Annotated in this window: 30 protein-coding genes; 16 read left to right on the forward strand and 14 right to left on the reverse strand. The window is 59.2% G+C overall.

Annotated elements, in window-relative coordinates:
• Positions 1-66: 66 nt before the first annotated feature.
• From EGN72_RS13530 to EGN72_RS13575, 10 genes are all read right to left on the reverse strand, one after another.
• Positions 67-687: a LysE family translocator gene (locus EGN72_RS13530; RefSeq protein WP_127048438.1), complete on the reverse strand. Its 621-nt coding sequence runs from the start codon at positions 685-687 to the stop codon at positions 67-69.
• Positions 684-1487, reverse strand: coding sequence for a nucleotidyltransferase domain-containing protein (locus EGN72_RS13535; RefSeq protein ID WP_127048440.1), 804 nt, complete (start codon positions 1485-1487; stop codon positions 684-686). The genes EGN72_RS13530 and EGN72_RS13535 overlap by 4 nt, the downstream gene beginning before the upstream one ends.
• Entirely contained in the window at positions 1484-1909 is a 426-nt protein-coding gene (locus tag EGN72_RS13540) for a VOC family protein (RefSeq protein WP_127048442.1), read from the reverse strand. The genes EGN72_RS13535 and EGN72_RS13540 overlap by 4 nt, the downstream gene beginning before the upstream one ends.
• Positions 1906-3000: a DNA replication/repair protein RecF gene (recF, locus tag EGN72_RS13545; protein ID WP_127048443.1), complete on the reverse strand. Its 1095-nt coding sequence runs from the start codon at positions 2998-3000 to the stop codon at positions 1906-1908. The genes EGN72_RS13540 and recF overlap by 4 nt, the downstream gene beginning before the upstream one ends.
• A gap of 77 nt (positions 3001-3077) precedes the next feature.
• Complete coding sequence (gene dnaN / locus EGN72_RS13550) at positions 3078-4196, reverse strand: DNA polymerase III subunit beta (RefSeq protein WP_127048445.1); 1119 nt, start codon at positions 4194-4196, stop codon at positions 3078-3080.
• A 159-nt stretch (positions 4197-4355) separates the two neighbouring features.
• Positions 4356-5705 (reverse strand): chromosomal replication initiator protein DnaA, encoded by a 1350-nt coding sequence (gene dnaA / locus EGN72_RS13555; RefSeq protein ID WP_127048447.1) that lies wholly within the window; start codon positions 5703-5705, stop codon positions 4356-4358.
• A gap of 489 nt (positions 5706-6194) precedes the next feature.
• The gene (gene rpsT / locus EGN72_RS13560) at positions 6195-6470 is read right to left on the reverse strand and encodes a 30S ribosomal protein S20 (protein ID WP_127048449.1); all 276 of its coding nucleotides are present in this window, start codon (positions 6468-6470) and stop codon (positions 6195-6197) included.
• Positions 6471-6713: 243 nt separating this feature from the next.
• Positions 6714-7490: an enoyl-CoA hydratase gene (locus EGN72_RS13565; RefSeq protein ID WP_127048451.1), complete on the reverse strand. Its 777-nt coding sequence runs from the start codon at positions 7488-7490 to the stop codon at positions 6714-6716.
• Between the two features lie 62 nt (positions 7491-7552).
• Positions 7553-8404 carry a bifunctional DNA-formamidopyrimidine glycosylase/DNA-(apurinic or apyrimidinic site) lyase gene (mutM, locus tag EGN72_RS13570; RefSeq protein WP_127048453.1) on the reverse strand — a complete coding sequence of 284 codons (852 nt, stop codon included), beginning with the start codon at positions 8402-8404 and terminating at the stop codon, positions 7553-7555.
• The gene (locus tag EGN72_RS13575; RefSeq protein ID WP_127048454.1) at positions 8382-9017 is read right to left on the reverse strand and encodes a hypothetical protein; all 636 of its coding nucleotides are present in this window, start codon (positions 9015-9017) and stop codon (positions 8382-8384) included. The genes mutM and EGN72_RS13575 overlap by 23 nt, the downstream gene beginning before the upstream one ends.
• A 97-nt stretch (positions 9018-9114) precedes the next feature.
• Here EGN72_RS13575 and ubiE point away from each other — a divergent pair, with 97 nt between their 5' ends.
• Positions 9115-9867, forward strand: coding sequence for a bifunctional demethylmenaquinone methyltransferase/2-methoxy-6-polyprenyl-1,4-benzoquinol methylase UbiE (gene ubiE, locus EGN72_RS13580; protein WP_127048550.1), 753 nt, complete (start codon positions 9115-9117; stop codon positions 9865-9867).
• Positions 9868-11397 carry a 2-polyprenylphenol 6-hydroxylase gene (gene ubiB, locus EGN72_RS13585; RefSeq protein WP_127048456.1) on the forward strand — a complete coding sequence of 510 codons (1530 nt, stop codon included), beginning with the start codon at positions 9868-9870 and terminating at the stop codon, positions 11395-11397.
• Here the strand turns inward: ubiB and EGN72_RS13590 are convergent.
• From EGN72_RS13590 to EGN72_RS13600, 3 genes are read right to left on the reverse strand one after another with little or no spacing between them, the layout of a single operon-like run.
• The gene (locus EGN72_RS13590) at positions 11394-12218 is read right to left on the reverse strand and encodes a phosphotransferase family protein (RefSeq protein ID WP_127048458.1); all 825 of its coding nucleotides are present in this window, start codon (positions 12216-12218) and stop codon (positions 11394-11396) included. The two genes, ubiB and EGN72_RS13590, sit on opposite strands and share 4 nt — an antisense overlap.
• Positions 12219-12275: 57 nt before the next feature.
• Positions 12276-12932 (reverse strand): flagellar hook capping FlgD N-terminal domain-containing protein, encoded by a 657-nt coding sequence (locus tag EGN72_RS13595; RefSeq protein ID WP_127048460.1) that lies wholly within the window; start codon positions 12930-12932, stop codon positions 12276-12278.
• 28 nt (positions 12933-12960) lie between these two features.
• Positions 12961-15351, reverse strand: a complete 2391-nt coding sequence (locus tag EGN72_RS13600) for a flagellar hook-length control protein FliK (RefSeq protein WP_148114250.1) — start codon at positions 15349-15351, stop codon at positions 12961-12963.
• On the opposite strand from EGN72_RS13600, the gene EGN72_RS13605 reads away from it, so the two are divergent.
• From EGN72_RS13605 to EGN72_RS13630, 6 genes are all read left to right on the forward strand, one after another.
• A complete protein-coding gene (locus tag EGN72_RS13605) occupies positions 15330-15620 on the forward strand; it encodes a rod-binding protein (RefSeq protein WP_127048552.1) in 291 nt (96 codons plus the stop codon). The two genes, EGN72_RS13600 and EGN72_RS13605, sit on opposite strands and share 22 nt — an antisense overlap.
• Positions 15613-15957 (forward strand): hypothetical protein, encoded by a 345-nt coding sequence (locus tag EGN72_RS13610; RefSeq protein ID WP_127048464.1) that lies wholly within the window; start codon positions 15613-15615, stop codon positions 15955-15957. Before EGN72_RS13605 ends, EGN72_RS13610 begins: the two co-directional genes overlap by 8 nt.
• 220 nt (positions 15958-16177) lie before the next feature.
• Positions 16178-17710 (forward strand): flagellin, encoded by a 1533-nt coding sequence (locus EGN72_RS13615; protein WP_127048466.1) that lies wholly within the window; start codon positions 16178-16180, stop codon positions 17708-17710.
• An 82-nt stretch (positions 17711-17792) separates the two neighbouring features.
• Positions 17793-18167, forward strand: coding sequence for a flagellar biosynthesis regulator FlaF (flaF, locus tag EGN72_RS13620; RefSeq protein ID WP_370323299.1), 375 nt, complete (start codon positions 17793-17795; stop codon positions 18165-18167).
• Entirely contained in the window at positions 18164-18568 is a 405-nt protein-coding gene (flbT, locus tag EGN72_RS13625) for a flagellar biosynthesis repressor FlbT (RefSeq protein WP_127048468.1), read from the forward strand. Before flaF ends, flbT begins: the two co-directional genes overlap by 4 nt.
• On the forward strand, positions 18565-19356 hold the full coding sequence (locus EGN72_RS13630; RefSeq protein ID WP_127048470.1) for a DUF1217 domain-containing protein: 792 nt from the start codon (positions 18565-18567) through the stop codon (positions 19354-19356). The genes flbT and EGN72_RS13630 overlap by 4 nt, the downstream gene beginning before the upstream one ends.
• Positions 19357-19374: 18 nt before the next feature.
• Here the strand turns inward: EGN72_RS13630 and EGN72_RS13635 are convergent, their stop codons facing one another.
• The gene (locus tag EGN72_RS13635) at positions 19375-20697 is read right to left on the reverse strand and encodes a FliI/YscN family ATPase (RefSeq protein WP_127048471.1); all 1323 of its coding nucleotides are present in this window, start codon (positions 20695-20697) and stop codon (positions 19375-19377) included.
• A gap of 84 nt (positions 20698-20781) precedes the next feature.
• Between EGN72_RS13635 and EGN72_RS13640 the strand changes: the two genes are divergently transcribed.
• The 8 genes from EGN72_RS13640 to flgH are packed head-to-tail and all read left to right on the forward strand — an operon-like array spanning position 20782 to position 24778.
• Positions 20782-21165, forward strand: a complete 384-nt coding sequence (locus EGN72_RS13640; RefSeq protein ID WP_127048473.1) for a FlgB family protein — start codon at positions 20782-20784, stop codon at positions 21163-21165.
• 3 nt (positions 21166-21168) lie between these two features.
• Entirely contained in the window at positions 21169-21549 is a 381-nt protein-coding gene (gene flgC, locus EGN72_RS13645; protein WP_127048474.1) for a flagellar basal body rod protein FlgC, read from the forward strand.
• 12 nt (positions 21550-21561) lie between these two features.
• Entirely contained in the window at positions 21562-21852 is a 291-nt protein-coding gene (gene fliE, locus EGN72_RS13650; protein WP_127048476.1) for a flagellar hook-basal body complex protein FliE, read from the forward strand.
• Positions 21849-22115, forward strand: coding sequence for a flagellar biosynthetic protein FliQ (locus EGN72_RS13655; protein WP_127048478.1), 267 nt, complete (start codon positions 21849-21851; stop codon positions 22113-22115). The genes fliE and EGN72_RS13655 overlap by 4 nt, the downstream gene beginning before the upstream one ends.
• A gap of 2 nt (positions 22116-22117) precedes the next feature.
• Positions 22118-22828, forward strand: coding sequence for a flagellar hook-basal body complex protein (locus EGN72_RS13660; RefSeq protein ID WP_127048480.1), 711 nt, complete (start codon positions 22118-22120; stop codon positions 22826-22828).
• A 9-nt stretch (positions 22829-22837) separates the two neighbouring features.
• Positions 22838-23623 carry a flagellar basal-body rod protein FlgG gene (gene flgG / locus EGN72_RS13665; RefSeq protein WP_127048482.1) on the forward strand — a complete coding sequence of 262 codons (786 nt, stop codon included), beginning with the start codon at positions 22838-22840 and terminating at the stop codon, positions 23621-23623.
• Entirely contained in the window at positions 23623-24045 is a 423-nt protein-coding gene (flgA, locus tag EGN72_RS13670; protein WP_127048483.1) for a flagellar basal body P-ring formation chaperone FlgA, read from the forward strand. Before flgG ends, flgA begins: the two co-directional genes overlap by 1 nt.
• Positions 24046-24058: 13 nt before the next feature.
• Positions 24059-24778, forward strand: coding sequence for a flagellar basal body L-ring protein FlgH (flgH, locus tag EGN72_RS13675; protein ID WP_127048485.1), 720 nt, complete (start codon positions 24059-24061; stop codon positions 24776-24778).
• The last annotated feature ends 5 nt before the right edge of the window (positions 24779-24783 follow it).

Raw genomic sequence — 24783 nt, forward strand, 5'->3', positions numbered from 1 at the left:
ATTTATAGGCTTTTTGGCAAGGATTGTCACGCCCAAGACACAAGATTTAGCGGTTTGTTCGCCCCGTCAGATGAACGGGATCACAAGGCCAACACCAATGAGCAGAACACCCGAAATCACGTTCAGCCGCCGCAGCCGCCGGGGGGAGGCAAGAAGCCGCCGCGCGCGGTCCAGAAACAGCGCAAGGCCAAGGTTTCCAAGCGCCGGAACTACGGCGGAAACGGCCAGAATGGCGGCAATGTCGGGGGCTGTGACGCGGCTTAGGTCAAAGAACCCCGGCAGCACGCCCATGTAGAACAGGATCGCTTTGGGGTTGCCCAGAACCGCCGCAACCCCCACCACAAAGCCCGCCCACATGCCGGGCCGCGTCATCCGTCTGTCGGTGTTCGGGCGCTCTGCGGGTTTGCGGATCAACAGCACCCCCATGATGATGAACACAGCGGCGGCGACCCAGCCAAGCGCCTCCAGAAACCCACCATAGAGCGACAAGATCCATGTCAGCCCAAAGATCGCGGCCAGCGGCCAGGCCAGATCACCCAAGGCCACGCCGATCGCCAAAGGCCAGGCGCTCGCAAACCCACCCGAAAGCGCGCGTGCCGTCAGCGCCACCCAAACCGGGCCGGGAATGACCCAGAGCACGGCCATCCCACCCGCATAAAGCAAAAGCTGATGCAGGCTGACAGTCATTCCGGCACGGCCACGGTAAAGCGTTTGTGCAATTCATTGGCCTTGGCCCAGTGGTCGGGGGTGTCCACGGGGGGCTCTTGCGCCAGCCATGCTGCTGCGGCATCAAGTTCGCCAGAAATCAGATCATCCATCGCGGCATCGGTCCGGGCGCCAGTGCCAAGCTCCCCCGCCTCCAGCTTGGTCGCGATCATGGCTTGGATGTATTGGGTAACAGCCTCTGGCAGATCGGAGCTGCGCATCAAGTCGCCCATGTTCATCGGAGCCATCGCCACATTGTAAAGCCGCATGTGGCGCAAGGCCAGCACAGGACGAATGGTGTAAAGATACCGCTTCAGCTTGATCTGGCCATTTGGCAAATGCAGCCCGTCCATCTGCTTTTTTGCCAGATTGAGGTAGTGCCATGTCACAGGCTTGCGGGTCAGCACTTGTTGGCAAAAACCCGCAATCGCCGCCCGGGCCTCGGGGGCCTCGGCATAAGTGATCGGGGACTGAAGCCATTCGGGCAGCACCGCATTGGAGCGAAGCGCCAGTTTCAAAGCCTTCGCCAAATCCCACCCCGAGATGTCCAATTCGTCCGAAATCGGATATTCGATAACATCGCGGCGTGCATCAATGCGCAGATGCCATGAGACAGGGCGCGCGTAGACAAAACGCACATCATAATCGCTGTCATGCGAATGAAACCCCCAGGCCCGAGAGCCGGATTCGACTGCAAACAGAATGGTCACCTGCTCATCTTGTGCAATCTGGGCAAGTTTGTCGCAGATCAGGGCATGCATTTCGTCGCTGACAGGTTTCATGGCAGCGTCAGGCTCCCATCCTCATTCAATGACCAGAACGGGTTCATCGCAACTTCCCAGACATGGCCGTCTAGGTCGGCCCAATAGCCGGAATAACCGCCCCAGAATACCTTTTCGGGGGCTTTCAAGCCGGTGCCCCCGGCGGCAAGCGCGGCGGCATAAGCGGCGTCAACCTCGGCCTCGGTAGCAAAGTTCTGTGCAAGTGTGGCGGCCCCCACCCCCAAGGCCGCCCCCGCGCGCCCCTGATCCTTGGCAAGCTCGTCCAGCGGGAACAGGCCCAAGGCCGCCCCATGCAGTTGGAAAAATACCACTGTTTCTTGGCTTTCTTGATGCTCTTGCCAGCCAAGACGCGCGTAAAAGGCACGCGAGGCGGCCAGATCGGCAACGCCAAGCGTGATAAGGGTGACGCGTTGCGGTGTCATAAGCTTATCCCCTGAATATGTGATTGATTGGCAGCCTCGGTCACGGAAAACCCCTGCGCGCGGGTGCCCAGACTGTCGAAAAGACTGGCCTCGGTGCCCGTCATGATGGCTTGGGCCCCCAGCGCGCAAATTTCATCGTAAAGCGCGGCGCGTCGGTTCTGGTCAAGATGGGCTGCAACCTCATCCAGCAGCAAGATGGGGGCGGTGCCAATATCGGCCGCCAAGGCACGGGCGTTGGCAAGCATCAGACTGATCAACAGGGCTTTCTGCTCTCCTGTCGAGCATTGATCGGCGCGCACGCCTTTGGCCGCGAAAACGGCTTCCAGATCGGCGCGATGCGGCCCCACCAAGGTGCGTCCGGCAGCCATATCGCGTCGCCGCCCCTCGACCAAAGCGGTGGCAAGGTCTTCGACAGGCTCGGGATTGGTCAGCGTCAGATCGGAGCGTGGAAAGGCGGTATTGGCATCGGCTTGGGCAATCGCCAGACGATGCAGGCTCTCTGCCCGGTTCGTTTCGATCAATGCGGCGGTTTCCACCATCCGCGCCTCCAACACCCGATACCAATGCGCGTCCTGCACCTGATCTTTCAGCAATCGGTTGCGGTCGCGCATCGCTTTTTCATAGGCCAGAACCGCCTCCGCATGGTCGGGCGCAAAACTCAGCGTCATCCGGTCCAAAAATCGCCGTCGCCCTTCTGCCGCTTCAATCCAAAGCCGATCCATCGAGGGCACAAGCCAAAGCACCCGCAGGATCCGCGCAAGGCTGATTTGCGTTGCGGCCTTGCCATCAATCCGCACCTGACGGCTCTGGCCTGCCTCGGCACTGGTTTCCACCTCATGCGTGGCACCAATCCCGTTGATCACTGCACTGATCTTCCAGCCGAGGGCCTCCGGTTTGCGCGCAATCTCATCCACCGTGGCGCGCCGCAACCCGCGCCCGGGCGACAGCAAGGAAATCGCTTCCAGAATATTGGTTTTCCCCGCCCCATTCGGCCCGATCAAGGCAACAGGGCGCCCGTCAAATCCAACCCGCGCCAAGCGATGGCTCCGAAAATGCGAAAGGGTCAGATCGGTGATTGCCAAACCTGCCATTTCGGCCTTTCTTTTCGGCGAAAATATCCCGGGGGGTCCGGGGGGCTGGCCCCCCGGCTGCGTCACTCGGCTTTGCGTTAAACGCGCATCGGCATCACGACATAAATCGCAGAGGTGTCATTACCCTCGCGCATCAAGGTCGGATCACCGGAAGAGTTGAACATGAACACCGCGTTCTCGCGGTCCACTTGGCTTGCGATTTCCAGCAGGTATTTGGCGTTAAAACCAATTTCCAGACGCTCATCGCCGTAAGCTACGGCCAGTTCTTCCTCGGCGGCACCGGAATCCGGGGCGTTGACCGACAGAACCAGACGGTCCTCATCCAAGGACAGCTTCACCGCGCGTGAGCGTTCGGACGAAACCGTGGCCACACGGTCCACCGCCTTGGCAAACTCCGAGGCATCCACCTCCAGCCGCTTGGTGTTCCCGGTGGGAATGACGCGGGTGTAATCGGGGAATGTGCCGTCAATGACCTTGGAGGTCAGCGAAATCGCCGGCGTTGCAAAGCGCACTTTGGTTTCCGACACCGATACGGCGATGATCGCGTCGTCGTCGTCCAGCAATTTGCGCAGCTCATTCACGGTTTTGCGCGGCACGATCACGCCGGGCATACCGTTCGCGCCTTCGGGCAAGGGCGCATCAATCCGGGCCAGGCGGTGCCCATCGGTGGCAACGCAACGCAGCACCGGGCCATCTTCGCCGGTGGCAACATGCATATAGACGCCGTTCAGATAATAGCGGGTTTCCTCGGTTGAAATGGCAAATTTCGCCTTGTCGAACAGCCGCCGCAATTGCGGGGCCGGGGCCGAGAAATTAGAGGAATATTCCGAACTTGCCATGACGGGAAAGTCTTCTTTCGGCAAGGTCGCAAGGTTGAAGTTCGACCGGCCCGCCGTAACGGTCAAACGGCCAGAGGCGGCATCTTCTGCCAGATTGACCAAGGCGCCATCGGGCAATTTGCGCACAATCTCATGCAGCATGACGGCCGAAACCGTAGTGGCCCCTGCGCGTTCCACCACGGCGGGGGCACGATCGACCACTTCGATATCCAGATCGGTGGCGCGGAACGAAACGGTATCGCCTTCCGCCTCGATCAGCACATTGGCAAGGATCGGGATCGTGTTGCGGCGCTCCACGACTGACTGGGCCTGGCTGACTGCTTTCAGAAGCGTGCCGCGTTCAATGCTGATCTTCATGTTCCGTCCCTTTGCCCGTCTTGGTGCTGGCTGTTCACCCTTTTGGCCACGCCGCAGGGAGGCCGAAGTTAGCGGGTTTTTTCCGTTTCACAAGGGGTATGACGCCGCGCGCCTTGGTTCAAGCGGCAAAACGACATGCTTTGTGGCATCCCGACCCCGTTACCCTTGCAACAACCGCTTGAGCATTTGCAGATCATCTGCAAGCTGGCTGTCGGCGGTCATCAATTCTTCAATCTTTCGCACGCCATGCATGATGGTTGTGTGGTCGCGCCCGCCAAAGCGCCGCCCAATATCGGGCAGGCTGCGGCTGGTCAGTTGCTTTGCCAGATACATCGCAATCTGGCGGGGCCGGGCGATGGTGCGCACCCGCTTCGGGCCGATCATATCGGACAGGCGGATGTTGTAATGCTCTGCCACTTTGCGCTGAATTTCCTCAATCGTGACTTTGCGATCCGAGGCGCGCAGAATATCGGCAAGGCAATCCTGCGTCAGATCCAGCGTAATCTCGCGGCCCACAAGGCTGGCAAAGGCGAACAACCGGGTCAGCGCGCCTTCCAGCACGCGGACATTGGTTGAAATGCGATGCGCAAGGAATTCCAGCACACCGGGGGCGATCACAAGGTCGCGATATTGGGTGTGATAGAATTCGGCCTTTTGTTGCAGGATACCAAGGCGCAATTCGTAATCGGTGGGGTGTAGATCAACCACAAGCCCGCATTGCAGCCGCGATTTGATCCGTTCTTCAAGGCCCTTGATCTCTCCCGGGGCGCGGTCGGCGGAAATCACGATCTGTTTGTTCTGGTCCACCAGCGCGTTGAAGGTGTGGAAGAACTCTTCTTGGGTGCTGTCCTTGCCCGCGATGAATTGCACATCATCCACCATCAGCACATCGACAGAGCGGAACAGCTCTTTGAAATCCATGACCTGCCGTTCGCGAAGTGCTTGCACAAAGCGATACATGAACTGTTCTGCTGAAAGATACAGCACGCGCAGATCGGGTTGGCGCGTTTGCAATTCATGCGCGATGGCATGCATCAGGTGGGTTTTGCCCAGCCCGACGCCGCCATACAGAAACAGCGGGTTAAAGGTGACGGGGCCACCTTCGGCGACACGGCGCGCGGCGGCATGGGCAAGCTCGTTCGGTTTGCCGACCACGAAACTGTCAAAGGTAAAGCGCGCATCCAGCGGGGCGCCGGGCACCTCATCCTCATTGCTGGCACGTTTGCGCGGGGCTGGTTCCGCCGCTTTGGCTGGTTTGGGCGCGCTGATACGATCCAGCGCAAATTCGATGCGGTCAACTTCGGCGCCGGAGCGGTGCAGGTGGTGCAGAATCTGGTCAGAGAAATTCCGTTTGACCCAATCGCCAAAGAACGTGGTCGGGACAGAAAAGCTGGCAACACCGTCACGCAGTTCCGACAGTTTCAGGGGTTCGATCCAAGTGATGTAATTGTCTTTGCCCACCCGCTTGCGCAGGTCTTCCCGAATTTCCACCCAACCATCGTTCGTCATACTTCTACCCGTTCATCGACTTCGCCCCCTCCCGTTGTTTCCGGGTGAGGGGCCTTTGTGCGCCCGACAACGGCCTGACTGAATGATGCCGCAAGGGGGCACCACGGGACAAAAAAACGCAGTCCGCTACAGGCAAGCTGTATCGGATGAAACCCAATAAACCACAGACTGCGTTTTCGCGCAGCACATGTTATCGGGCGAACCCGTCCTAATGCAGAAGGCACCGCGTAAGCGGGGCAAAGCAGCCAAACACATTCAGAACGCGGTCACGTCTTGTCCCCCAGGACGAAGTGAATCGCTTGGTGAAACTAGCAACCTGTTGCGGGGCAGAGCAACCGAACTTCTCTGTTGACAGAGAATTGACCGCCGCGAATCTGACAGGCTCGGCAAAATGGCAACGGCTGGCGTTTTTTGACCCCTTTGGGCATGAAAAAAGGCGCATCCAAGATGCGCCTTAAATCAGCCTAACCCGTTGATGGGTAATGGATTTTAGGAAGCGGGTGCCGCCAGCGCCTTCACGCGCGACGACAGACGCGAGATTTTGCGCGACACGGTGTTCTTGTGCAAAACGCCCTTGCTGACACCACGGGCCAATTCCGGCTGAGCGGCGCGCAGAGCGGCAGCAGCAGCGGCCTGATCGCCAGATGCAAGCGCCTCTTCTACCTTGCGCAGGAAGGTGCGGATGCGCGAGCGGCGTGCTTTGTTCACGTCATAACGGGCTTCGGACTGGCGAGCGCGTTTTTTGGACTGGGAAGTATTAGCCATGGGTCGAATTTCCTAACGTCTGGATCAGTTGTATGTCGGCATGCACAATAGACCCAAGACTTCCGCCCATATCAGCGGAAATGATTCTTGCCTTAAGCGGGCCCACGCGCATTTCAGGGGCGCTGTTACGGCAAATGCGCGCGAAAGGGAAGGGCAAAAGCCAAGGCATCCAAGGCTGACACGCTGATTTTGGCGCAATTCGTGGCAATTCGGCCCATCAAGCCGCGCCCGCCCTGCACGGGATCAGCGGTCGCGGAACTGCGGTGTGCGCTTTTCAAGGAAGGCGGCCATGCCTTCTTTTTGATCCTCGGTCGCAAAAAGCGAATGGAACAAGCGGCGTTCAAACAAGAGCCCTTCGCGCAGGCTGGTTTCATAGGATTGGTTCACCGCCTCTTTCGCCGCCATCGCTGACAGCAAGGATTTCTCGGCGATCTTGGTGGCGGCTTTCTTGGCCTCCTCCAGCAGGTTTTTGGCCGGAACCACGCGCGACACAAGGCCAGAGCGTTCAGCCTCGGCGGCATCCATGTTGCGGCCGGTCAGGTGCATATCCATGGATTTCGACTTGCCGACAAAGCGGGTCAGGCGCTGGCTGCCGCCAAAACCGGCGATGACGCCAAGGTTGATCTCGGGCTGGCCAAATTTCGCGGTATCAGCGGCGATGATGAAATCGCAGCACATCGCAAGTTCACAGCCGCCACCCAGCGCATAGCCAGACACCGCCGCGATGATCGGCTTACGGATCTGAAGCATGGCATCGGTAATCGGGGCGAACAGATTGGCGGTATAGACATCGACAAAGGACAGCTCTGCCATTTCCTTGATGTCCGCGCCTGCGGCAAAGGCCTTTTCCGAACCGGTGATGATGATGCAGCGCACCTTGTCATTGGCGTCTGCGGCCTCCAGCACGGTGGCCAGTTCCGAACACATTTTCACATTCAGCGCGTTCAGCGCCTCGGGCCGGTTCAGGCGAATCAGGGCGATATAATCCTCGATCTCGACGATCAGTGTTTCATAGGCCATCTGAGCTTCCTTTGGCTGAGGTTTGAGCGGGACTCTGTAACAGGGATGGGGGCAGGATCAAGTCATCTCTGGCAGGTGGGGCAGAAGAAGGATGACCGGCCAGATTGGACGATCCGTGCGATTTTGGCGCTGCAACCGGGGGTGACGCAGGGTTCACCTTCGCGGCCGTAGGTGCGGAAATTATGCTGGAAATAGCCCAGTTCGCCATCCGCCTGCCGGTAATCCCGCAAAGAGGAGCCGCCCGCCTCGATCGCTTCGGCCAGCACATCGCGGATCAGGGGCACCAGCCCTGCCACCGTTTTGGCAGACAGCTTGCCTGCGGGGCGAGCAGGGTGCAGGCCCGCGCGGTAAAGCACCTCACAGACATAGATATTTCCAAGGCCCGCGACGACCTGCTGATCCAGCAAAGCCGATTTGATCGGCGTGGCACGCCCTTTCAGGCGGGCTGTCAGATATGTCTCATTAAAGCCATTGCCAAAGGGTTCCGGCCCGATGCTGGCCAGAAGCGGGTGCGCATCGCCCAAAGCGGTTTCCAGCAGCTCCATTGCGCCAAAGCGGCGGGCATCGTTGAAGGTGATGCGCGCGCCGCCCGCCATATCGAGCACCACATGGTCATGTTTTGCAGGGGCGGGGTGGTCATGGTGAAACGCCCCCACCTGCGCCCCGGAAATCAGGATGCGGCCGGACATACCAAGGTGAATAAGCAGTGATTCCCCGGTGGACAGATCGGCCAGAATATACTTGGACCGCCGCCGCAGCCCCAGAACCCGCGCGCCCGTCAACCGTTCGGCCATGCGTGGCGGGAAGGGCCAGCGCAGATCGGGGCGGTTGACGGCAGCGCTTTGGATGGTTTGACCCGTCATCACAGGTTCCATCCCACGGCGGACCGTTTCAACTTCGGGCAGTTCGGGCATGGTCGAGGATATTCCCTGCGATGGTTACATTGACGAAGGTAAGGAAACCGCTGACGCCGACAAGGTGTTTCGGCATCCGCACATCGGTTTTCCTGAACCGCAGGATGTATTCATAATGCTTGTTGTCGCGAATATCGCGCAGGTCGGCCCAAGGGTATTCGCGTTGAAACAGGCCCCATTTGCGGATGATCAGCCTGTCATATTCCACCCGCGCTTCATAGAGAAACAGCCCAAGGCAGGCGATGGACCCGCTAAGGCTGATCACGGCGCTGGGCCATCCGGCGGCAATCAGCTCGCCCGGTGCGATAATCCACAACACCGCATTCACCAGCACGTTCATCGCCACGGCCCAAAGGCGCACCCCCAAAGTCGTGCGCAGCAAAATGGTGTTGAGCGAGGTGCGAACCTCTGCCTTCTGACCAATGCGCAGCGGGTTGAGGTTGGCCAGCCCGCCCTCGACCGGACCCGCAGGCCAGTCGGAAAACGCCGCCCCAATCTGCCGGACAGACCGCGCCAGATACCAGCGCAAGGCCTGGAACAACAGTTTTGCAATCAGCACAGCCAGCCCAAGTGACAGCAGATAGGGAAAGGCGGAGAATGGGATATAAATCATACGGGCCTTTGGCCGCAGCCACTTGCGGCACTATATGGTTTCACTGTCACCCAGTTCGGTATATCCCGAAGGCGACAAAAATAGGGCGATGCTTGCGATGACCCAAGACAGTGACAAGACCACGCATTTCGGTTTTCAAACCGTTGATGAAGGGGCCAAGGCCGGGATGGTGCATGGTGTCTTTACCAAGGTTGCCAGCAAATATGACGTGATGAACGATGCCATGTCTTTCGGGATTCACCGTATCTGGAAAGATGCGATGATGGATTGGCTGGCCCCGCGCCCCGGTCAACGCCTGCTGGATGTGGCGGGGGGAACGGGCGATGTGTCGTTCCGGTTTCTGAAACGCGCGCCGGGGGCGCATGCCACCGTTTGCGACATGACCGAAAGCATGCTGGTCGAAGGGCGCCAACGTGCCGAAGCTGCCAGCATGGCCGAGGCGCTGGATTGGGTCGTGGGTGATGCGATGGCGCTGCCTTTCGCCTCGAACAGCTTTGACGTTTACACGATCTCTTTTGGCATCCGGAACGTCACGCGCATCGGTGATGCCCTGCGCGAAGCCTATCGCGTGCTGCGCCCCGGCGGGCGGTTGATGGTGTTGGAATTCAGCCAATTGCCCAATCCCGCGATGCAAAAGGCCTATGATCTGTATTCCTTCAACGTGATCCCGGTCATGGGGCAGGTTATCGCGAATGACCGCGACAGCTATCAGTATCTGGTTGAAAGCATTCGGAAATTCCCGGATCAAGAAAGCTTTGCCACGATGATCCGTGAGGCCGGGTTTGACCAGGTGAAGTATCGCAACCTGACGATGGGTGTTGCCGCCCTTCATTCCGGGTGGAAGCTGTAAGTGCGCGGCCCGCATAATATCATCCGTCTGGTCCGCACGCTTGCCACTTTTGAGCGCACAGGTGCAATCGGTGTGGTGCTGGAGGCGTTTGAAGCCCCGCCACGCCTGCGCGTTCTGGCACGGGTTCTGGGCTGGCCGTTCAAATGGCTTGGCCTGCGCGGGGATCCGGCCTTGCCACCCGCCACGCGGGCGCTGACAGCGCTGGGCCCGGCGTATATTAAATTCGGCCAGATCCTCAGCACGCGCCCCGATGTTGTGGGGGATGAGCTGGCTTTGCAGCTGAAATACCTGCAAGACAAGCTGCCCCCCTTTCCCGTGCCTGTCGCCAAAGACATGATCGCGGCAGAGCTTGGGGTGCCCGTGGATCAGGTGTTTTCCGAGTTTTCGGACCCGGTAGCAGCGGCCTCTATCGCGCAGGTGCATCGCGCGCGGCTGGTGGAAACCGGGGCCGAAGTGGCCGTAAAGGTGCTGCGTCCGGGTATTGAACGCGCCTTTCGCAAGGATATTGATGCGTTCTACTTTGCGGCAGGTGTGATCGAATTTGTCTCCCCCGCCTCGCGCCGTTTGCGACCGATGGATGTGGTGACACATTTTGATGGCGTGGTGCAGGGGGAGTTGGACCTGCGGCTGGAATCTGCTGCGGCTGGCGAATTTGCCGCCAATACAGAAAAAGACGAAGGTTTCGCCGTGCCCAAGCCGATCTGGCACCTGTCTGGCCGCACGGTCCTGACGATGGACTGGGCCGAAGGTGTCAGCATGGCGGATAACGCGGCGATTGATGCGGCGGGAATCGACCGAAAGGCCCTTGCCTCGCGCGTTTTGCAGCTGTTCTTGCAACATGCGCTGCGCGACGGTTATTTCCACGCCGATATGCATCAGGGCAACCTGAAGGTCGCGGCCAATGGCGATATCATCGCCTATGATTTCGGCATCATGGGGCGGTTGGACGAATATACCCGCCGTGTCTATGCCGAGATTTTGTTCGGCTTCATCCGCCGTGATTATCGCCGCGTGGCCGAGGTGCATTTTGAGGCAGGCTATGTGCCTGCCGACCGCGATATCGACGAATTCGCCCGCGCCCTGCGCGTGGTGGGGGAGCCGATTTTCGGCATGGATGCGACGCGGATTTCCATGGCGCGGCTGCTGGCCTATCTGTTCGAAGTGACCGAGCGTTTCGGCATGGAAACCCGGACCGAGTTGATCTTGTTGCAGCGCACCATGGTTGTGGTTGAAGGGGTGGCCCGCAGTCTGAACCCGCAAACCAACATCTGGCACGATGCCCGGCCTATCGTAGAAAGCTATATCAAGGACAATGTCGGGCCGAAGGCGCTGCTGCGCGATTTGCAGAAAACCGCGATGGTTCTGGCGCGGTTTGGTCCCAAACTTCCGCGTCTGGTGGAGGCACAATTGGTGCGGCAATCCCAACCGCCAGAGCCGAAGCCCAGCCGGATGCGGGTGCATCCGGTGTTTTGGGTGACGTTGGGGGGTGGCTTGGCATTGGCAGGGGTTTTTCTGGGCCAATCGCTTTAAAGCGCAGCAAGTTCCAGCGTTAATGCGGTGGCGTAATCGGCATCGCCTTGTTCGGCTTTCCACAGGCAATGGGCGGCCATGCGCCAGTGGTAAAGCTGTGCCAGGTGGCGGTAGCGATCTGCTGTCGGGCGCGGGCAAGCGTCGAGAAAGCTGGCAGTGTCTGCGGCATCCAGCACCCGGCCGCGATAAAGCCATTGCATTGCGGGGGACAAAAACGTGGCCAGATCCTCTGTCGCGTCACCCAAGGCAGGGCATTGCCAATCAATCAGGGTCAGGCGGTCTTCGGCTTCTATCATATTGCCCGGAACGGCATCGCCATGGATCAGGCGCGCCGGACCCGGAGGGATGCCTGGGTCTTGGGGCGGGGGTGGCAGCTTTGCATTGCACAGTGCCGCAATCGCCTCGGCCTGCGCCAAAAGGGCGGCGCTGCCATTGGCAGCTTTGCGGAACGCGGGCAGTTTCAGATTTGCCCGCTGGTGCAGCGCGGTCAGCGTGCGGGCAACTAGACGCGGGTCTTTGCGCCAGATCGCACCCGGGACATAGCGATAGGCCACCCAATCCGGCCCCTGTGCAGTCAGGATCGGGGCAAGGCCCGTGCCTGCCAAAGCCTCCAGCGCCAGTGTCTCGGCCTGCCGGTCATTGGGAAACAGAGGGCTCTCCCCGTTGGGCTGAAACAGTTTCACCACCGTGTCGCCCACGCGCCAAAGGCGGTTCACGCGTCCGCCGCTCAGCGCCTCCCACGGTTGGTCACGCAGCGGCAGCGCCGTGCTGACACTGGCGCGCAGGTGTTCGGGGGGGAAGGCATGGGTGTGCAGGGTCATAGCGAAGCGATGCTATCGCGGCAGGGTGTCGCCCCGCAAGGGCCCGCCTTTCCTGTGCTATGGGTTGCTGCTGCGCAGGGCGGTAATCTGATCGGCAGACAAAGAGACACCCCCGGCAAGGATCAGGCGCGGTCCGGTAGCACCGGTTTGCACCTCTTGGATGCGGGCATAGCTTTCAACCGGGCTGATTCCGGTTTGCACCCCTTCGCGGTAACTTTCCAGGCTGAGCGTATAGGTGGCATTGGGCAGGGGGGTGCCGGTGATATCGGCCCCCGCCCAGCTATGGCTGGTGGCCGTCGGGGAAATATCCTCTCGTGCGACTGTGTTGCCTTGCGCATCGCGGACCACAAGAACCGCCCGGTCTGCGCCCGCATCGGCCTTCAGCGACAGGCTGACCGGCGTGCCGTTCATGTAAACCGGCGAGGCGCTGCGTGCCTCTTGGCCGACCCAAGGCGCAAGCTGGGCCATGCCCTGCACATTCATCAACCCGGCCAGCGCGTCAAGTTTCTGGTTGGTCAGGGTCTGTTGTTCCACGCTGGAAAACGTGGCGAGTTGCACGGCGTAATCGGCGGAATCAATCGGGTTCAGTGGGTCCTGATTCTGAATTTGCGCGGTCAGCATTTTCAGGAAGGTGTCGAAATCCGAAGAGATGTTAGATTTCGAGGTGGTTTGCGTGCTCTGTGGCAGGGTCGAGGTGGTTGCGGTAATGTCCATGGTCGTCCTTTCAGGGGGGTGCGTTGCGCTACACGCGCAGGTCCAACCCGGTGCTTATGCGCGGAGCGGGGGTGGGGAAGGGAATCTCAGCGGCAGGGCCAGCGATGGTCTGCACGCCCTCGCTGTTTTTCTGTGGCATGGCCGATTTTCCGGGCTGCTCGCCCCATCCACCGAAGGTGAATGAGGTGTTTGCGAACCCCGATTGCCGCAGTTCAGACGAAAACGCCTCGGTATTGCGGCGCAGCATTTCCAAAGTTTCGGGGCGTTCCGCCTGCACGACGATTCGCATCTTGTCGCCATCGGGCTGCAACAAAAGCCGGACCTGCCCCAGTTCCTCGGGCGCGAGGGTGAGTTCGATGGTTTTGGCTTTGCCCGGCGCTGCGTGATCCTTGATCATGGTCGCGACAGCCGAAACGGAGATCGGTTGGTGAACGACCACGGCGGTTGGTCCGGGCAGGGGGGTTGCGGGAAGGACAGTCGATGCAGGCAAGCTGCCCAATGCCTCGCCCCACTGGCGTGAGTTGGTGGGTAGTTCGGGCGCTTCGGTCAATGTATTTTGCTGCGGCTTTGCCGAAAAGCCGGGCAGCACTGGCGCAGGCTGGGGCGCGACATTGGCCCGGTCTGCATAGAGGGTTTGAGCCATCTGTGTTGGGGCGCTGGGCCGCACGAAAACGGTAGAATCCTCGGCCTCCTTGCCCTCCGCGATTTGTTTGCGGGGCGGAGCGATCACGGGGATTTGTGGCGTCGCGAGATGCTGCGGCGGAGCGATTTGTCGCCGCTCTGGGGTCTTCTCTGGCATGGGAGAAAGCGGTTTCGCAACCTCCATGAGCCTTACCTTTATCGGTTCTTCGATCTTGGCCACGTTTGGAAAAGCGGGCATAGCGACAGGGCTTTCGCCCCCCTGCGGCGCAGGTTTTTGCGGTGTTCCCTCAGGGTGCGGGGTTTCTGAATGCATGGGGCGCGGGGCCAGGTCGGGCTTTGCGTATGTTTGGGGGATGGGGGTGAAAGCCTCGATGATCGCCGGACCCTTTGGCTGGGGCACGGCCTCGGCGGTGGTCTTGTCGCCGTTATCAAAGCGGGTTTCGCTGAAGCTGTAAGACACGTTTCCAAGCGGGGCCGGAGCCGGTGTCACGCCGCTGTCAAAGCTCGGCGCAGGTGGCAGCGGAGGCCGCGTGGTTTTAGGCGGGGTCAGCGGCATCTGGTCTGATTGAACCGTCCGGTGCACCGGTTCCGGGGTGACGGTCGGGGCAACACCCTCTGTCGGTTTGGCAGGAACTGGCACCGGTTTTTGTTCTGACGTCTCAAACGGGGCAGGATCGGCATCGGTTGTTAGGGCCACGGGAACAGTGGGCAAGCGCGGGGCGCCCTCGTTATCTGCGGGGGCAGGCATCTCGTAGCCAGTTACATATTGAACAGCCGCGATCTTGCTGCGTTGATAGGCTGGTTCTTGCCCTTGCGCCTTTTTGGGCTGTGCCGTGATCAAACCTGTCGTTGGTTTCTCGGCTTTTTCCATGCCAGCGCCCAACGGCACAGCGCTTTCAGCCGGTTGCGGAACCGTTGTTGCGTAAGATGTCGGCGCAAGCTGTGGCTGCCCAATTGGGAAAACCGGGACTTGTTCTGCTGCCCTTGCCTTTTCTGGCAGGCCCGCAGTGGTGACTGGCACCTTGGCTGGCTGATCTGACTGGGGGAGGGCTTCGGTTGTCTCTGTCTTTTTCACCGGTTCGGAGGCTTCGTGCGTATTTTCTGTGCTTGCCTGTTGGTCGGCGCGCACTTGTTCAGCGCCCGCCGGCACCATCGGTGCTTGCCTATCTGTTGTGGGCGGTGCTTGCACCACATCCACATCCACATCCACATCCCCAGCCGTATCTGCCGCAACTGGCGCGACAGTAACGGTTTTCGTTTTGGGTTCGACCTTTTCTTCCGCCAGCATCTGCTGCAAGTCAGGAGATATAATTGGTTTCTCCGCCTTGATTGGTGTCGCCTCTGGAAAACTCGTCAAGACTTCGTTGGCTGGGTGGTCTGTCTCTCCATCCCCGCCCTTTGACACCACAGGCGCGGCCGCAATCGGCCCGTCCGGTTCAACAGGATCGTCCCGTAGTGGCGCAAGATCCGAGTCCGCCAAAACTGTGGTGTCGCCCGATTCGGCTACCATGACGGGCAGCACCTCGGCCATGAAGGCCGAAAAGGCGCCATCACCGTTCTTGGGCAAGTTTACCCAAGCAAGCTTGGTTAGGCTGGCCTTTGGTCCAAGGATGGCTTGTGGATCAACATTGGTCATTTTTGCCTCGACTTCTGCCGTGCGGTTTTTCTGTTCTCCGTCAATTTGCAGGGAACTGGTTACTGCTTGTTTACCGTGAGGGCGCACAATGCAGAAAATCCAACATAAAGGGGCTTTTGATGACTCTATCTCTTCCACCACTCGGCCAAACTGCGGCCGTTCCCCAAAAACCGAACCCTTTGCGCGCGAAGGCGGCCGAGCTGGAAACTGCCTTTCTGGCCGAGATGCTGGGCCATGCGGGTCTGGGTGCGGCGCGCGATAGCTTCGGCGGTGGTATTGGCGAAGAGCAATTCGCCTCTTTCCTGCGCAATGAGCAAGCGGCAGCGATGGTGAAAGCAGGCGGCATCGGTTTGACCGAAGCGCTGTTCCAAGTGCTCGCTCGTGTGGATGGGGGGGCGCAGAATGGATAAGAGCACAAACGCTTTGGAGCGGCTGGAGCAGGTGATGGCTGAGACAGCGAGAGCGGTAAGATCAGGTGATTTCGCATCCATGGCAGAACTGGCGATGGAAACTGAGGCCGCCCTGTCGGACCTAGGGCCAGAAACCGATGCCGCACGGCTGACGGCCCTGCGCGACATGGCGCAGCGCAATGCCGCCGGGCTGGAGGCTGCGGGCCGGGGCGTGCGCTCTGCGCGTCGGCGGTTGGCGGAAATCGCCACGGTGCGGGCTGGTGGAAAAACCTATGGCTATGACGGCAAAACCCAAAAGATCGGTGCACCCCTTGGCAAGCTGAAGGCGAGATTCTGAAAGGATTTCTAAGCTTTGGATAAAATGCGCTGCATTGTCTTCTGAACTCCGGGTCGGTCTTAGCACTCCGTTAGAAGTTTGGACCGATCAATGAACCTGCATCCCACGACGGGGTGGCGCTTTGGGCAGAGAGTTCAGAGCAATGGCAAAATGCCCTTTTCGCCGTTTCAACGGCTCTTTCCGCCGAGCGCAAAGCGCCGGCCTTTAGAAGGGACTACACATGTCTTCGATTTTGACCAACAACAGCGCAATGGTGGCCTTGCAAACGCTCAAGGGCATCAACAAAAACATGGGCCAGATCCAGAATGAGATCTCGACCGGTAAATCTGTTGCCAACGCAAAAGACAATGCCGCCGTTTGGGCGATTTCCAAGGTCATGGAAAGCGATGTCAAAGGCTTCTCCGGCATTTCTGACAGCCTGTCTCTGGGCTCCTCGACCATTTCGGTTGCGCGCCAGGCGGCTGAAACCACAACCGATCTTCTGACCGAGATCAAAGGCAAGATTGTTGCGGCGCAGGAAGGCAACGTTGATCGCGAGAAAATTCAGGCGGATATTTCGGCCCTGCGCGATCAGATCAAATCGGTGACAGGGGCAGCCCAGTTCAACGGTTTGAATATGGTCAAAGGCACAGATGATGTCAGCATCCTGTCCTCGCTGGATCGCTCGGGCAGTGGCGCGGTTGCTGCCTCGCAGATCACTGTCAATCGTCAGGATCTTTCGACCAGTGCCGGTAAGGTTGGGAACACTGCTGCGGCAACCATTTCCTACGGCTCCATCGCTCCACCTGCCGCAGCGCCTACCGCCGCAATCACTGGGAACACGACCGCCGCTGCTGGGAAAAACGCCACGATTGCCGTATCTGCGGCGACGGCAACCGGCAACAACTATTCCATCAACATCAACGGCTCCTCCATTAACTATACCACGGATGGTGTTGTCGCCGATAGCGACATGGCGGATTTCTTTGCAGGCGCTGTGAATGCGTTGGGGCTTGAAGGTGTGTCGGCATCGGCGTCAGCCGGGACCTTGACGATTTCGAACACCAACGCGTTCGAAGCGATGGAAGTCTCGGTTCAGGGGTCGCAGCTTGCCTATGGCGACGTGAACGGGTTTGCGCATAGCACCACAAACTCTGTGGTCGAGCAACGCGCTGAAACCATTGACTTCTCGGCAACGGCTGTGCCGCAAAATGGCGATAGCTTTACCGTCGGTATTGCTGGAAAGTCCTACAGCTATACCGCTGGCAAGGGCGAATCGATGGAAGACGTTGCTCGTGGGTTGAAAACCGCGATCGACTCCGAAGCTACTCCGGGCATCAAAACGGCCGTTCAGCAGGACAAGACAACTGGCGCATGGTCGCTTGCTGTGGATGATGCAACCGGTGGGCGTGCATTGAGTCTGACCGTCACCAGTGGCGGTGAAGCCTCTGGCGGCTTGTTTGGCCTCGATGCCATCGATGTGACGACGGATGACGGTGCAAAAGCGGCGCTGTCGAACATCGAAACCATGATCAGCACGTCTATTGATGCCGCTGCATCCTTTGGTTCCGCCCAAAAGCGGATCGACATCCAGTCCGATTTCGTCAGCAACCTGTCGGATGCACTGAAATCGGGGATCGGGTCGATGGTCGATGCCGATATGGAAGAAACGTCCGCGCGTCTGCAAGCGTTGCAGGTGCAGCAGCAGCTTGGGGTTCAAGCGCTGTCGATTGCGAACCAGTCGCCGCAGTCGATCCTGTCGTTGTTCCGGTAATTCCGGTTGGGGCGGGGCGTCCGCAATGACGCCCCGCTCATTCCTCTGACCCCAATTATCACCGGAAGGACCCGCCGTGAACATGATGAATTCCTTGGCACATGATGCCTACACCCGCCCAGACGCCCCCGGTCGCAATGCGCGGGCGGTTGAATATGATCTCTTTGCCCGCGTGACGCGCCGACTGTCGATGGCTTGGGCGCAACGCAAACAGAATTACCCGGCCCTTGTTTCCGCGCTGCATGAAAACGGGGCCCTGTGGCGCACCCTGGCCATTGATGTTGCCGATTCCGGGAACGGTCTGCCTCAGCAGTTGCGCGCGCAGCTGTTTTATCTGCATGAGTTTACGGCGGCCCATAGCAAAGAGGTTCTGAACGGCACCGCAAGCGCCGAGGTTCTGGTGGATATCAACACAGCGGTCATGCGTGGATTGCGTGGCACTGGTGGTGGTGCATGACCGGGCTCGTTCTCAAACTCGGTCCGCATGAGCGGGTCTTGATCAATGGCGCGGTGATTGAGAATGGCGACCGGCGATCAAAACTGGCGATCATGACCCCGAACGCGCATATTCTGCGCCTTCGCGATGCAATCCACCCAGAGGAGGTGAACACACCCGTCCGTCGTGTTTGCTATATTGCGCAACTTGTTCTGTCGGGTGATGCCGAGCCGGAGCAGGCGCGGATGCAGCTTTTGCGCGGGATCGAGCAGTTGAGTCAGGTCCTATCGGATCATGACAGCAGAATTCTGTTGAACCAGGCGAGTGCAGGCGTGCTGGAGGGCAACCACTATCAAGCGCTGAAGGCCTTGCGGGGTTTGCTTCCGCGGGAGGAGCGGTTGTTCGCCGCCTGCCCGTCATGAGCTTTAGCCCTATCGTTCCCTTCAGCGGCTATTCCGGTTGGACCTTTCTGAAACGAACGATGGCCGAACAAAAAGAGGCGTTTGTCGCCACCCCAAGTCTGGCCCGGGATGAGGATTATTTCCGGGCCAAGATCGGTTCGATCAAAACCGCAGAGGACCTCGTTTCTGATCGGCGCCTGCTATCGGTTGCGCTGGGCGCCTACGGGCTTGATGATGACATCAACAACACGTTTTTCATCAAAAAAGTTCTGGAAGACGGCACGCTGTCATCCGATTCGCTTGCAAATAAACTGGCCGATAAACAGTATCTTGCGTTGTCTTCGGGTTTTGGTTTTGGCGACTACTCCATCCCGCGCACGCAGTTGTCTGACTTTGCGGATAAGACCTTGGAAGCCTATGGCACACGGCAGTTCGAAGCCGCCGTGGGCGAGCAGAACGACGATATGAGGCTCGCCTTGAACGCAGAGCGTGAGCTGGCGACGCTGGCTGCAAAAAGCAGTGGCAATGATACCAAATGGTTTACCATCATGGGCAGCGCGCCCCTGCGCGAGGTCTTTGAAAAGGCCTTGGGCCTGCCAAGCAGTTTTGCCTCGCTTGACCTTGATCAGCAGCTTTCGACGCTGAAGACCAAGGCTGAGAAAGCTTTTGGGTCCAACGAGGTCGCGCAATTCACTGACCCTGACAAAATGGAGGATCTGGTGCGCAAGTTCCTGATCCGATCAGAGGCGCTGGCCAGTTTCTCCAGCACGTCTTCCGCCTCCATCGCGCTGACCCTGCTTCAGAATTGAGTCAACTTGCAGCCCGCTTTATCGGCGGGCTGCAAGGGCAAGACATTCGGCAAGCCGCGTGAAGCTGCCTTTGATCCCTTGCGGTGCATCCTCTGCCAGAAAGGCATCAAGCGCGGGCCAGACCTTGATTGCCGCATCGACCGCCGGGTCCGAGCCTGCGCTATACAGACCCGCTTGGATCATCAGTTCCGCCCGCTCCCATGTGCCCATGTGGCGGCGCGCCCCCGCGATCAGCGCATTTTCCTCTTCTGTCGCGGCCGCGGGCAGACTGCGAGAGACCGAGCGCAGCAGATCAATCGCAGGAAAACGCCCGCGTTCTGCGATTTTGCGATCCATGATCACATGCCCATCCAGAACGCCGCGCAAAATATCGGCAACAGGCTCTTCCATATCAGACCCGGCCACCAGAACGGTGAAGATGGCCGTAATATCACCGCTGCCCTCGACACCGGGGCCCGCACGTTCCGCCAGTGACATGATCGTGTGCGAGGTTGAGGGCGGAAAGCCACGCAGATTGCCTTCTTCGCCTGCGGCCAATGCAATCTCACGATGCGCCTCAGCAAAGCGGGTGACGCTGTCCGCCAACAAAAGCACATGCAGGCCTTGATCTCGAAAATGCTCAGCCACGGCCATGGCTGTCCACATGCAGCGGCGCCGGACCAGTGGTGACTGATCAGACGTCGCTGTGACCACAATCGCCCTTTCCATCCCTTGGGGGCCAAGCACGTTTTCCGTAAACTCCCGCAATTCGCGGCCACGCTCGCCCACAAGCGCGATCACGACAATATCGGCACTGACCCCGCGCGCGAACTTCCCCAGCAGCGAGGATTTGCCAACACCGGAGCCGGCAAAAAGGCCGATGCGCTGCCCGCGCACGAGCGGCAGCAGGGTGTTGAACGCCGCGGTCCCGGTTTCAAGTCGCGCCCCCAGGCTGCGCCGTTCGGCGGGTGGTGGCGGGGGCGCCCGCAAGGCGCGGGGATGCAAGCCGGGCATCAAAGGATAGCCATCTATCGGGCGGCCAAAAGGGTCAATGACCCGACCAATCCAACTGCTGTCCGGCGCGATTTCGGCACGACCAGCGATTTCGACCGTATCATTTATTGAGAGCCCCTCGCTCGGCCCATCGGGCAGCACCGTTACCCCGGTTTTGGACAGGCGCAGAACTTCGCCCCCGATGGTGCAATCTGCCCCGCGAATCACAACGCGGTCGCCAAGCCCGGTGCCATTGGACAGGCCCGCAACGCGCAGGGTGCCGCCGGCCAGCTCCATCACGCGGCCTACGCGCCTTGTCACTGGGATTTGCGAGATTCTGGCGCGCAGGGTGTCAAAAATATCTGTCATGGGGTTCCTCTTCTGTTCACGCTTACCCTTTCTAAAGGAATCACCCTTAAGCCTTAGTGAACTGTAATCGAGGGAGAAGCCCCGATGTTCGAAAAGCTAGAGATAACCAGAATGGCGCAAACTTTGGCGGCACATGCAGGGCAACGTATGGGAGTCATCGCCCAGAATGTCGCCCATGCGGACAACCCCGGCTATAAAGCCAGGGATTTGCCCGATTTTGCCAAAACCTATGCCGAGCAACACGGCGCTGGCCTGCGCAGCACGCGGGCAGGGCATATCGGCGCTGGCGGCACCCGTATGGCCGAGGCGGAAGTGCTGCGCATATCGGATTCGCCTAATGGCAATTCCGTCTCGCTGGAAACCGAAATGGTCAAAGCGGCTGAAGTGCGCCAGCAGCATGACATGGCCTTGTCGATCTATCGCAACACCTCCGACATTTTGCGGCTGGCACTTGGGCGGGGGCGGTAAACTATGTCTGATCTCATCAAAAGCATGTCGGTCGCGGCCTCGGGGATGCAGGCGCAATCGCAGCGGTTGCGCCATGTCTCCGAAAATATCGCGAATGCCGATACCCCCGGTTACCACCGCAAAACCATCAGCTTTCGGGATGCTGTGGACGGTGAGGGCGTGCGGCCCGGCCCTGTCCGGCTGGACCGCAGCGACCTTGTGAAAATCTTTGATCCTGGCCACCCACTGGCGGATGACTCCGGTCACTATGACGGCTCGAATGTCGATCTGGTGATCGAAATTGCTGACGCGCGTGAAGCGCAGCGCAGCTATGAGGCGAACCTCAAACTCTTCGATCAGGCACGTCAAATGACGCAAAGCCTGTTCGAAATTTTACGCGGATAAAGGAGATCCAGAATGGATATTAAAACATCACTTGCAGCGCAAAGCTATGCACAGGCACGTCAGGCGGCGGCACCAGAGCCATCGTCTGACGAAGCCGCAGGCGGTTTTGCAAAACTCGCGGAAAGCTTTGCCAACACCCTTATGGCAGGCGAAAACACCGCAAAACAGGCTATGACAGGCGATGCCGATCCGCATGCTTTGGTCGAAGCGCTTGCCTCGACCAAAACCGCCGTTGAGACGGTCGTGACTGTGCGTGACAAGGTTGTCGAGGCCTATCAGGAAATCCTGCGGATGCCGGTATGACCGAAGGCGTCATCTTCGACACTTTACGTCAAGCGCTCTGGATATCGGTCATGATTTCATCGCCGCTGCTGGCTGTTGCGTTGATTGCTGGGGTGACGGTTGGCCTGTTTCAGGCGTTGACCAGTGTGCAGGAAATGACGCTGACCTTCGTGCCAAAAGTTGGCGCGATGCTGATCGTGTTCTGGGTGTCGATGAGTTTCATGACTTCGACCCTGATCAGTTTTTTCACGGATCGTCTGATCCCCTTGATCGCAGGAGGCTGACCATGGAGTCCGGGCTCTATACCACTTTGACCCGCCAGTCGGGGTTGATGCGCGAAATGCAGGTTGTGGCGCATAACATCGCCAATATTTCAACAACGGGCTTTCGCCGCGAAGGCGTTGTGTTTTCGGAATATATCAAACGGATGGAGGGTGCCCCCTCACTTTCGATGGCAAACGGCAATGGCCGCCATATTGACCTGCGTCAGGCTGGGTTATCGCAAACCGGTGGCACCTTCGATCTTGCTATTCAAGGGGACGGGTTCTTTCTGGTGGAAACCGCGCAGGGGCAAGCCTTGACCCGTGCGGGCAGCTTTACTCCGAATGGTGAAGGCGAATTGGTCAACCCCGATGGCCATCGCCTGCTCGATCTGGGTGGTGCGCCTATTTTTGTGCCCCCAGATGCGGGGACGGTTGCCATTTCCACTGATGGCACGCTTTCGGCCAATGGGCAGCCCTTGGCCCAGATTGGTCTGTGGCAGCCCACTGATCCTTTGAAACTGTCGCACCAAGGCGGGACCGTTTTCGCAAGCGACGGGGTGGAGCCGCTGGAAGGGGGCACGATTCTGCAAGGCTTTGTAGAGGAAAGTAACGTGAATCCAATTTCCGAAATCGCCCGGATGATTGCCGTTCAGCGGGCTTATGAACTGGGCCAAGGCTTTCTGGACAAAGAAGATGAGCGCATGCGCAGCGTCATCCAAGCCCTTGGCCGATAGGAGAAAACCATGAAAGCCTTACAGATTGCCGCAAGCGGGATGGCCGCTCAACAGATGCGGGTCGATGTTGTGTCCAACAACCTCGCGAACATGTCGACAACAGGTTACAACGCCCGCCGTGCGGATTTCGCAGATCTGCATTATCAGCAATTGGCCCGCCCCGGCACTGTATCTGCGCAAGATGGCTCAATGCTGCCGACAGGGGTGCAGCTTGGCCTTGGTGTGCGGGCCGCTGCCGTTTCGGTGGTGCTGGCGCAGGGGTCTTTGTCCGCCACGGGCGGCGATCTTGATGTCGCGATTGAAGGGAAGGGTTATCTTGAGGTGACCTTGCCTTCGGGGACAACCGGATACACACGCGATGGCGGATTGAAGCGCACCGGTGATGGGTTGATCGTCACTTCCGAAGGGTATGAGGTGAACCCAGGGATTACCATTCCCTCTGATGCGCGCAGCTTGTCTATCAACGCCGAGGGCGAGGTTTATGCCTATTTCGCCGACCAGGTGCAGCCGCAGCTTTTGGGTCAGTTGTCGCTGACCGGTTTCACGAATGAAAAGGGGCTGGAGGCGATCGGGTCTAACCTCTTTGTCGAAACGCCTGCCTCCGGGCCGCCGCAACAGGGCACGGCGGGGCAAGATGGTTTGGGAACCTTTCGACAAGGCTATCTGGAGGAAAGCTCTGTCGATGCGGTCCGTGAGGTAACTGAACTGATCAAAGCGCAACGGGGATATGAGTTGAATGCCAAAGTGATCACCGCTGCCGACCAGATGTTGTCGGCCACAACCCAGTTGCGCTGATGTTGAAACTTGTCGGGATTGCATTGGTTTGCGCTACCCCATTGGCAGCAGAAAGCCTTATCGCCACACGAGTTATCCGGGCGCAGACCGTCTTGTCTGCGGCCGATGTGACGCTGGTGGATGCTGCGATTGCGGGGGCTCTGGCAGAACCAGGGGCGGCAATCGGGCAAGAAGCCCGGGTGACGCTTTACCCCGGCCGGGCGATTCGCCCCGCAGATATCGGCCCTCCCGCGTTGCTGGAGCGGAACCAGATCGTGACACTGGTCTACACCGCGGGTGGGCTTGGCATCACCACCGAAGGCCGGGCGCTTGACCGTGCCGGCCTAGGCGAAACGGTCCGCGTGATGAACCTGTCCTCTCGGACGATCGTTGCGGGGCGCGTTGCCCCAGATGGTGCCATCCACGTCGGCTCAAACCCCTAAGAGGCTAATGAATATGCGTTATTTGCTGCTTGCGATCCTTCTTCTTCCCGCATGTTCCAAACTGGGCGAGGTCGGCAAGGCCCCCGCATTCTCTCCGGTGGAGGGGAGCTACCAACATCATGCGATGTATTCCAACCCCATGCCGGCCTTTGCAGAACCAGATGGACCGACCGAGGCATCATCGCTCTGGACGGCAAATAGCGGCTCCTTGTTCGGCGATCGTCGGGCGGGTCATCGTGGTGATATCTTAACGGTTGTCATTCAGATTGATGAAAAGGCTGAGATTTCGAACTCCTCGGGTCGCAGCAGAAGCGGATCGCAAAGCATGGGTATCCCCTCCTTGTTCGGTATTCCGCAGCGTTTGAATGAGAAATTGCCAGAGGGGGCGAGCATGGGTAGCGCAGTGGAGACCTCGTCCGATTCGCAGTTTTCCGGTGAAGGATCGGTGCAGCGGAATGAAAAACTGACCTTGCGGGTCGCGGCGACGGTGGTTGAAGAGCTGCCAAACGGCGTTCTTCGCATCGAGGGCCAGCAAGAGGTTCGTGTCAATTTCGAACTCAGGGAGTTGATCGTGACAGGCTATGTGCGCCCGGCGGATATTTCGCGGCAGAATGAGATCACATATGATCGCATCGCAGGTGCGCGCATTTCGTATGGGGGGCGTGGCCAGATTACGGATGTGCAGCAGCCTCGCTATGGCCAACAGATCACCGACACCGTTTTGCCATTCTAAGGGTC

The sequence above is a fragment of the Pseudorhodobacter sp. E13 genome (genome assembly GCF_003991405.1).
GTDB lineage: Bacteria > Pseudomonadota > Alphaproteobacteria > Rhodobacterales > Rhodobacteraceae > Pseudorhodobacter.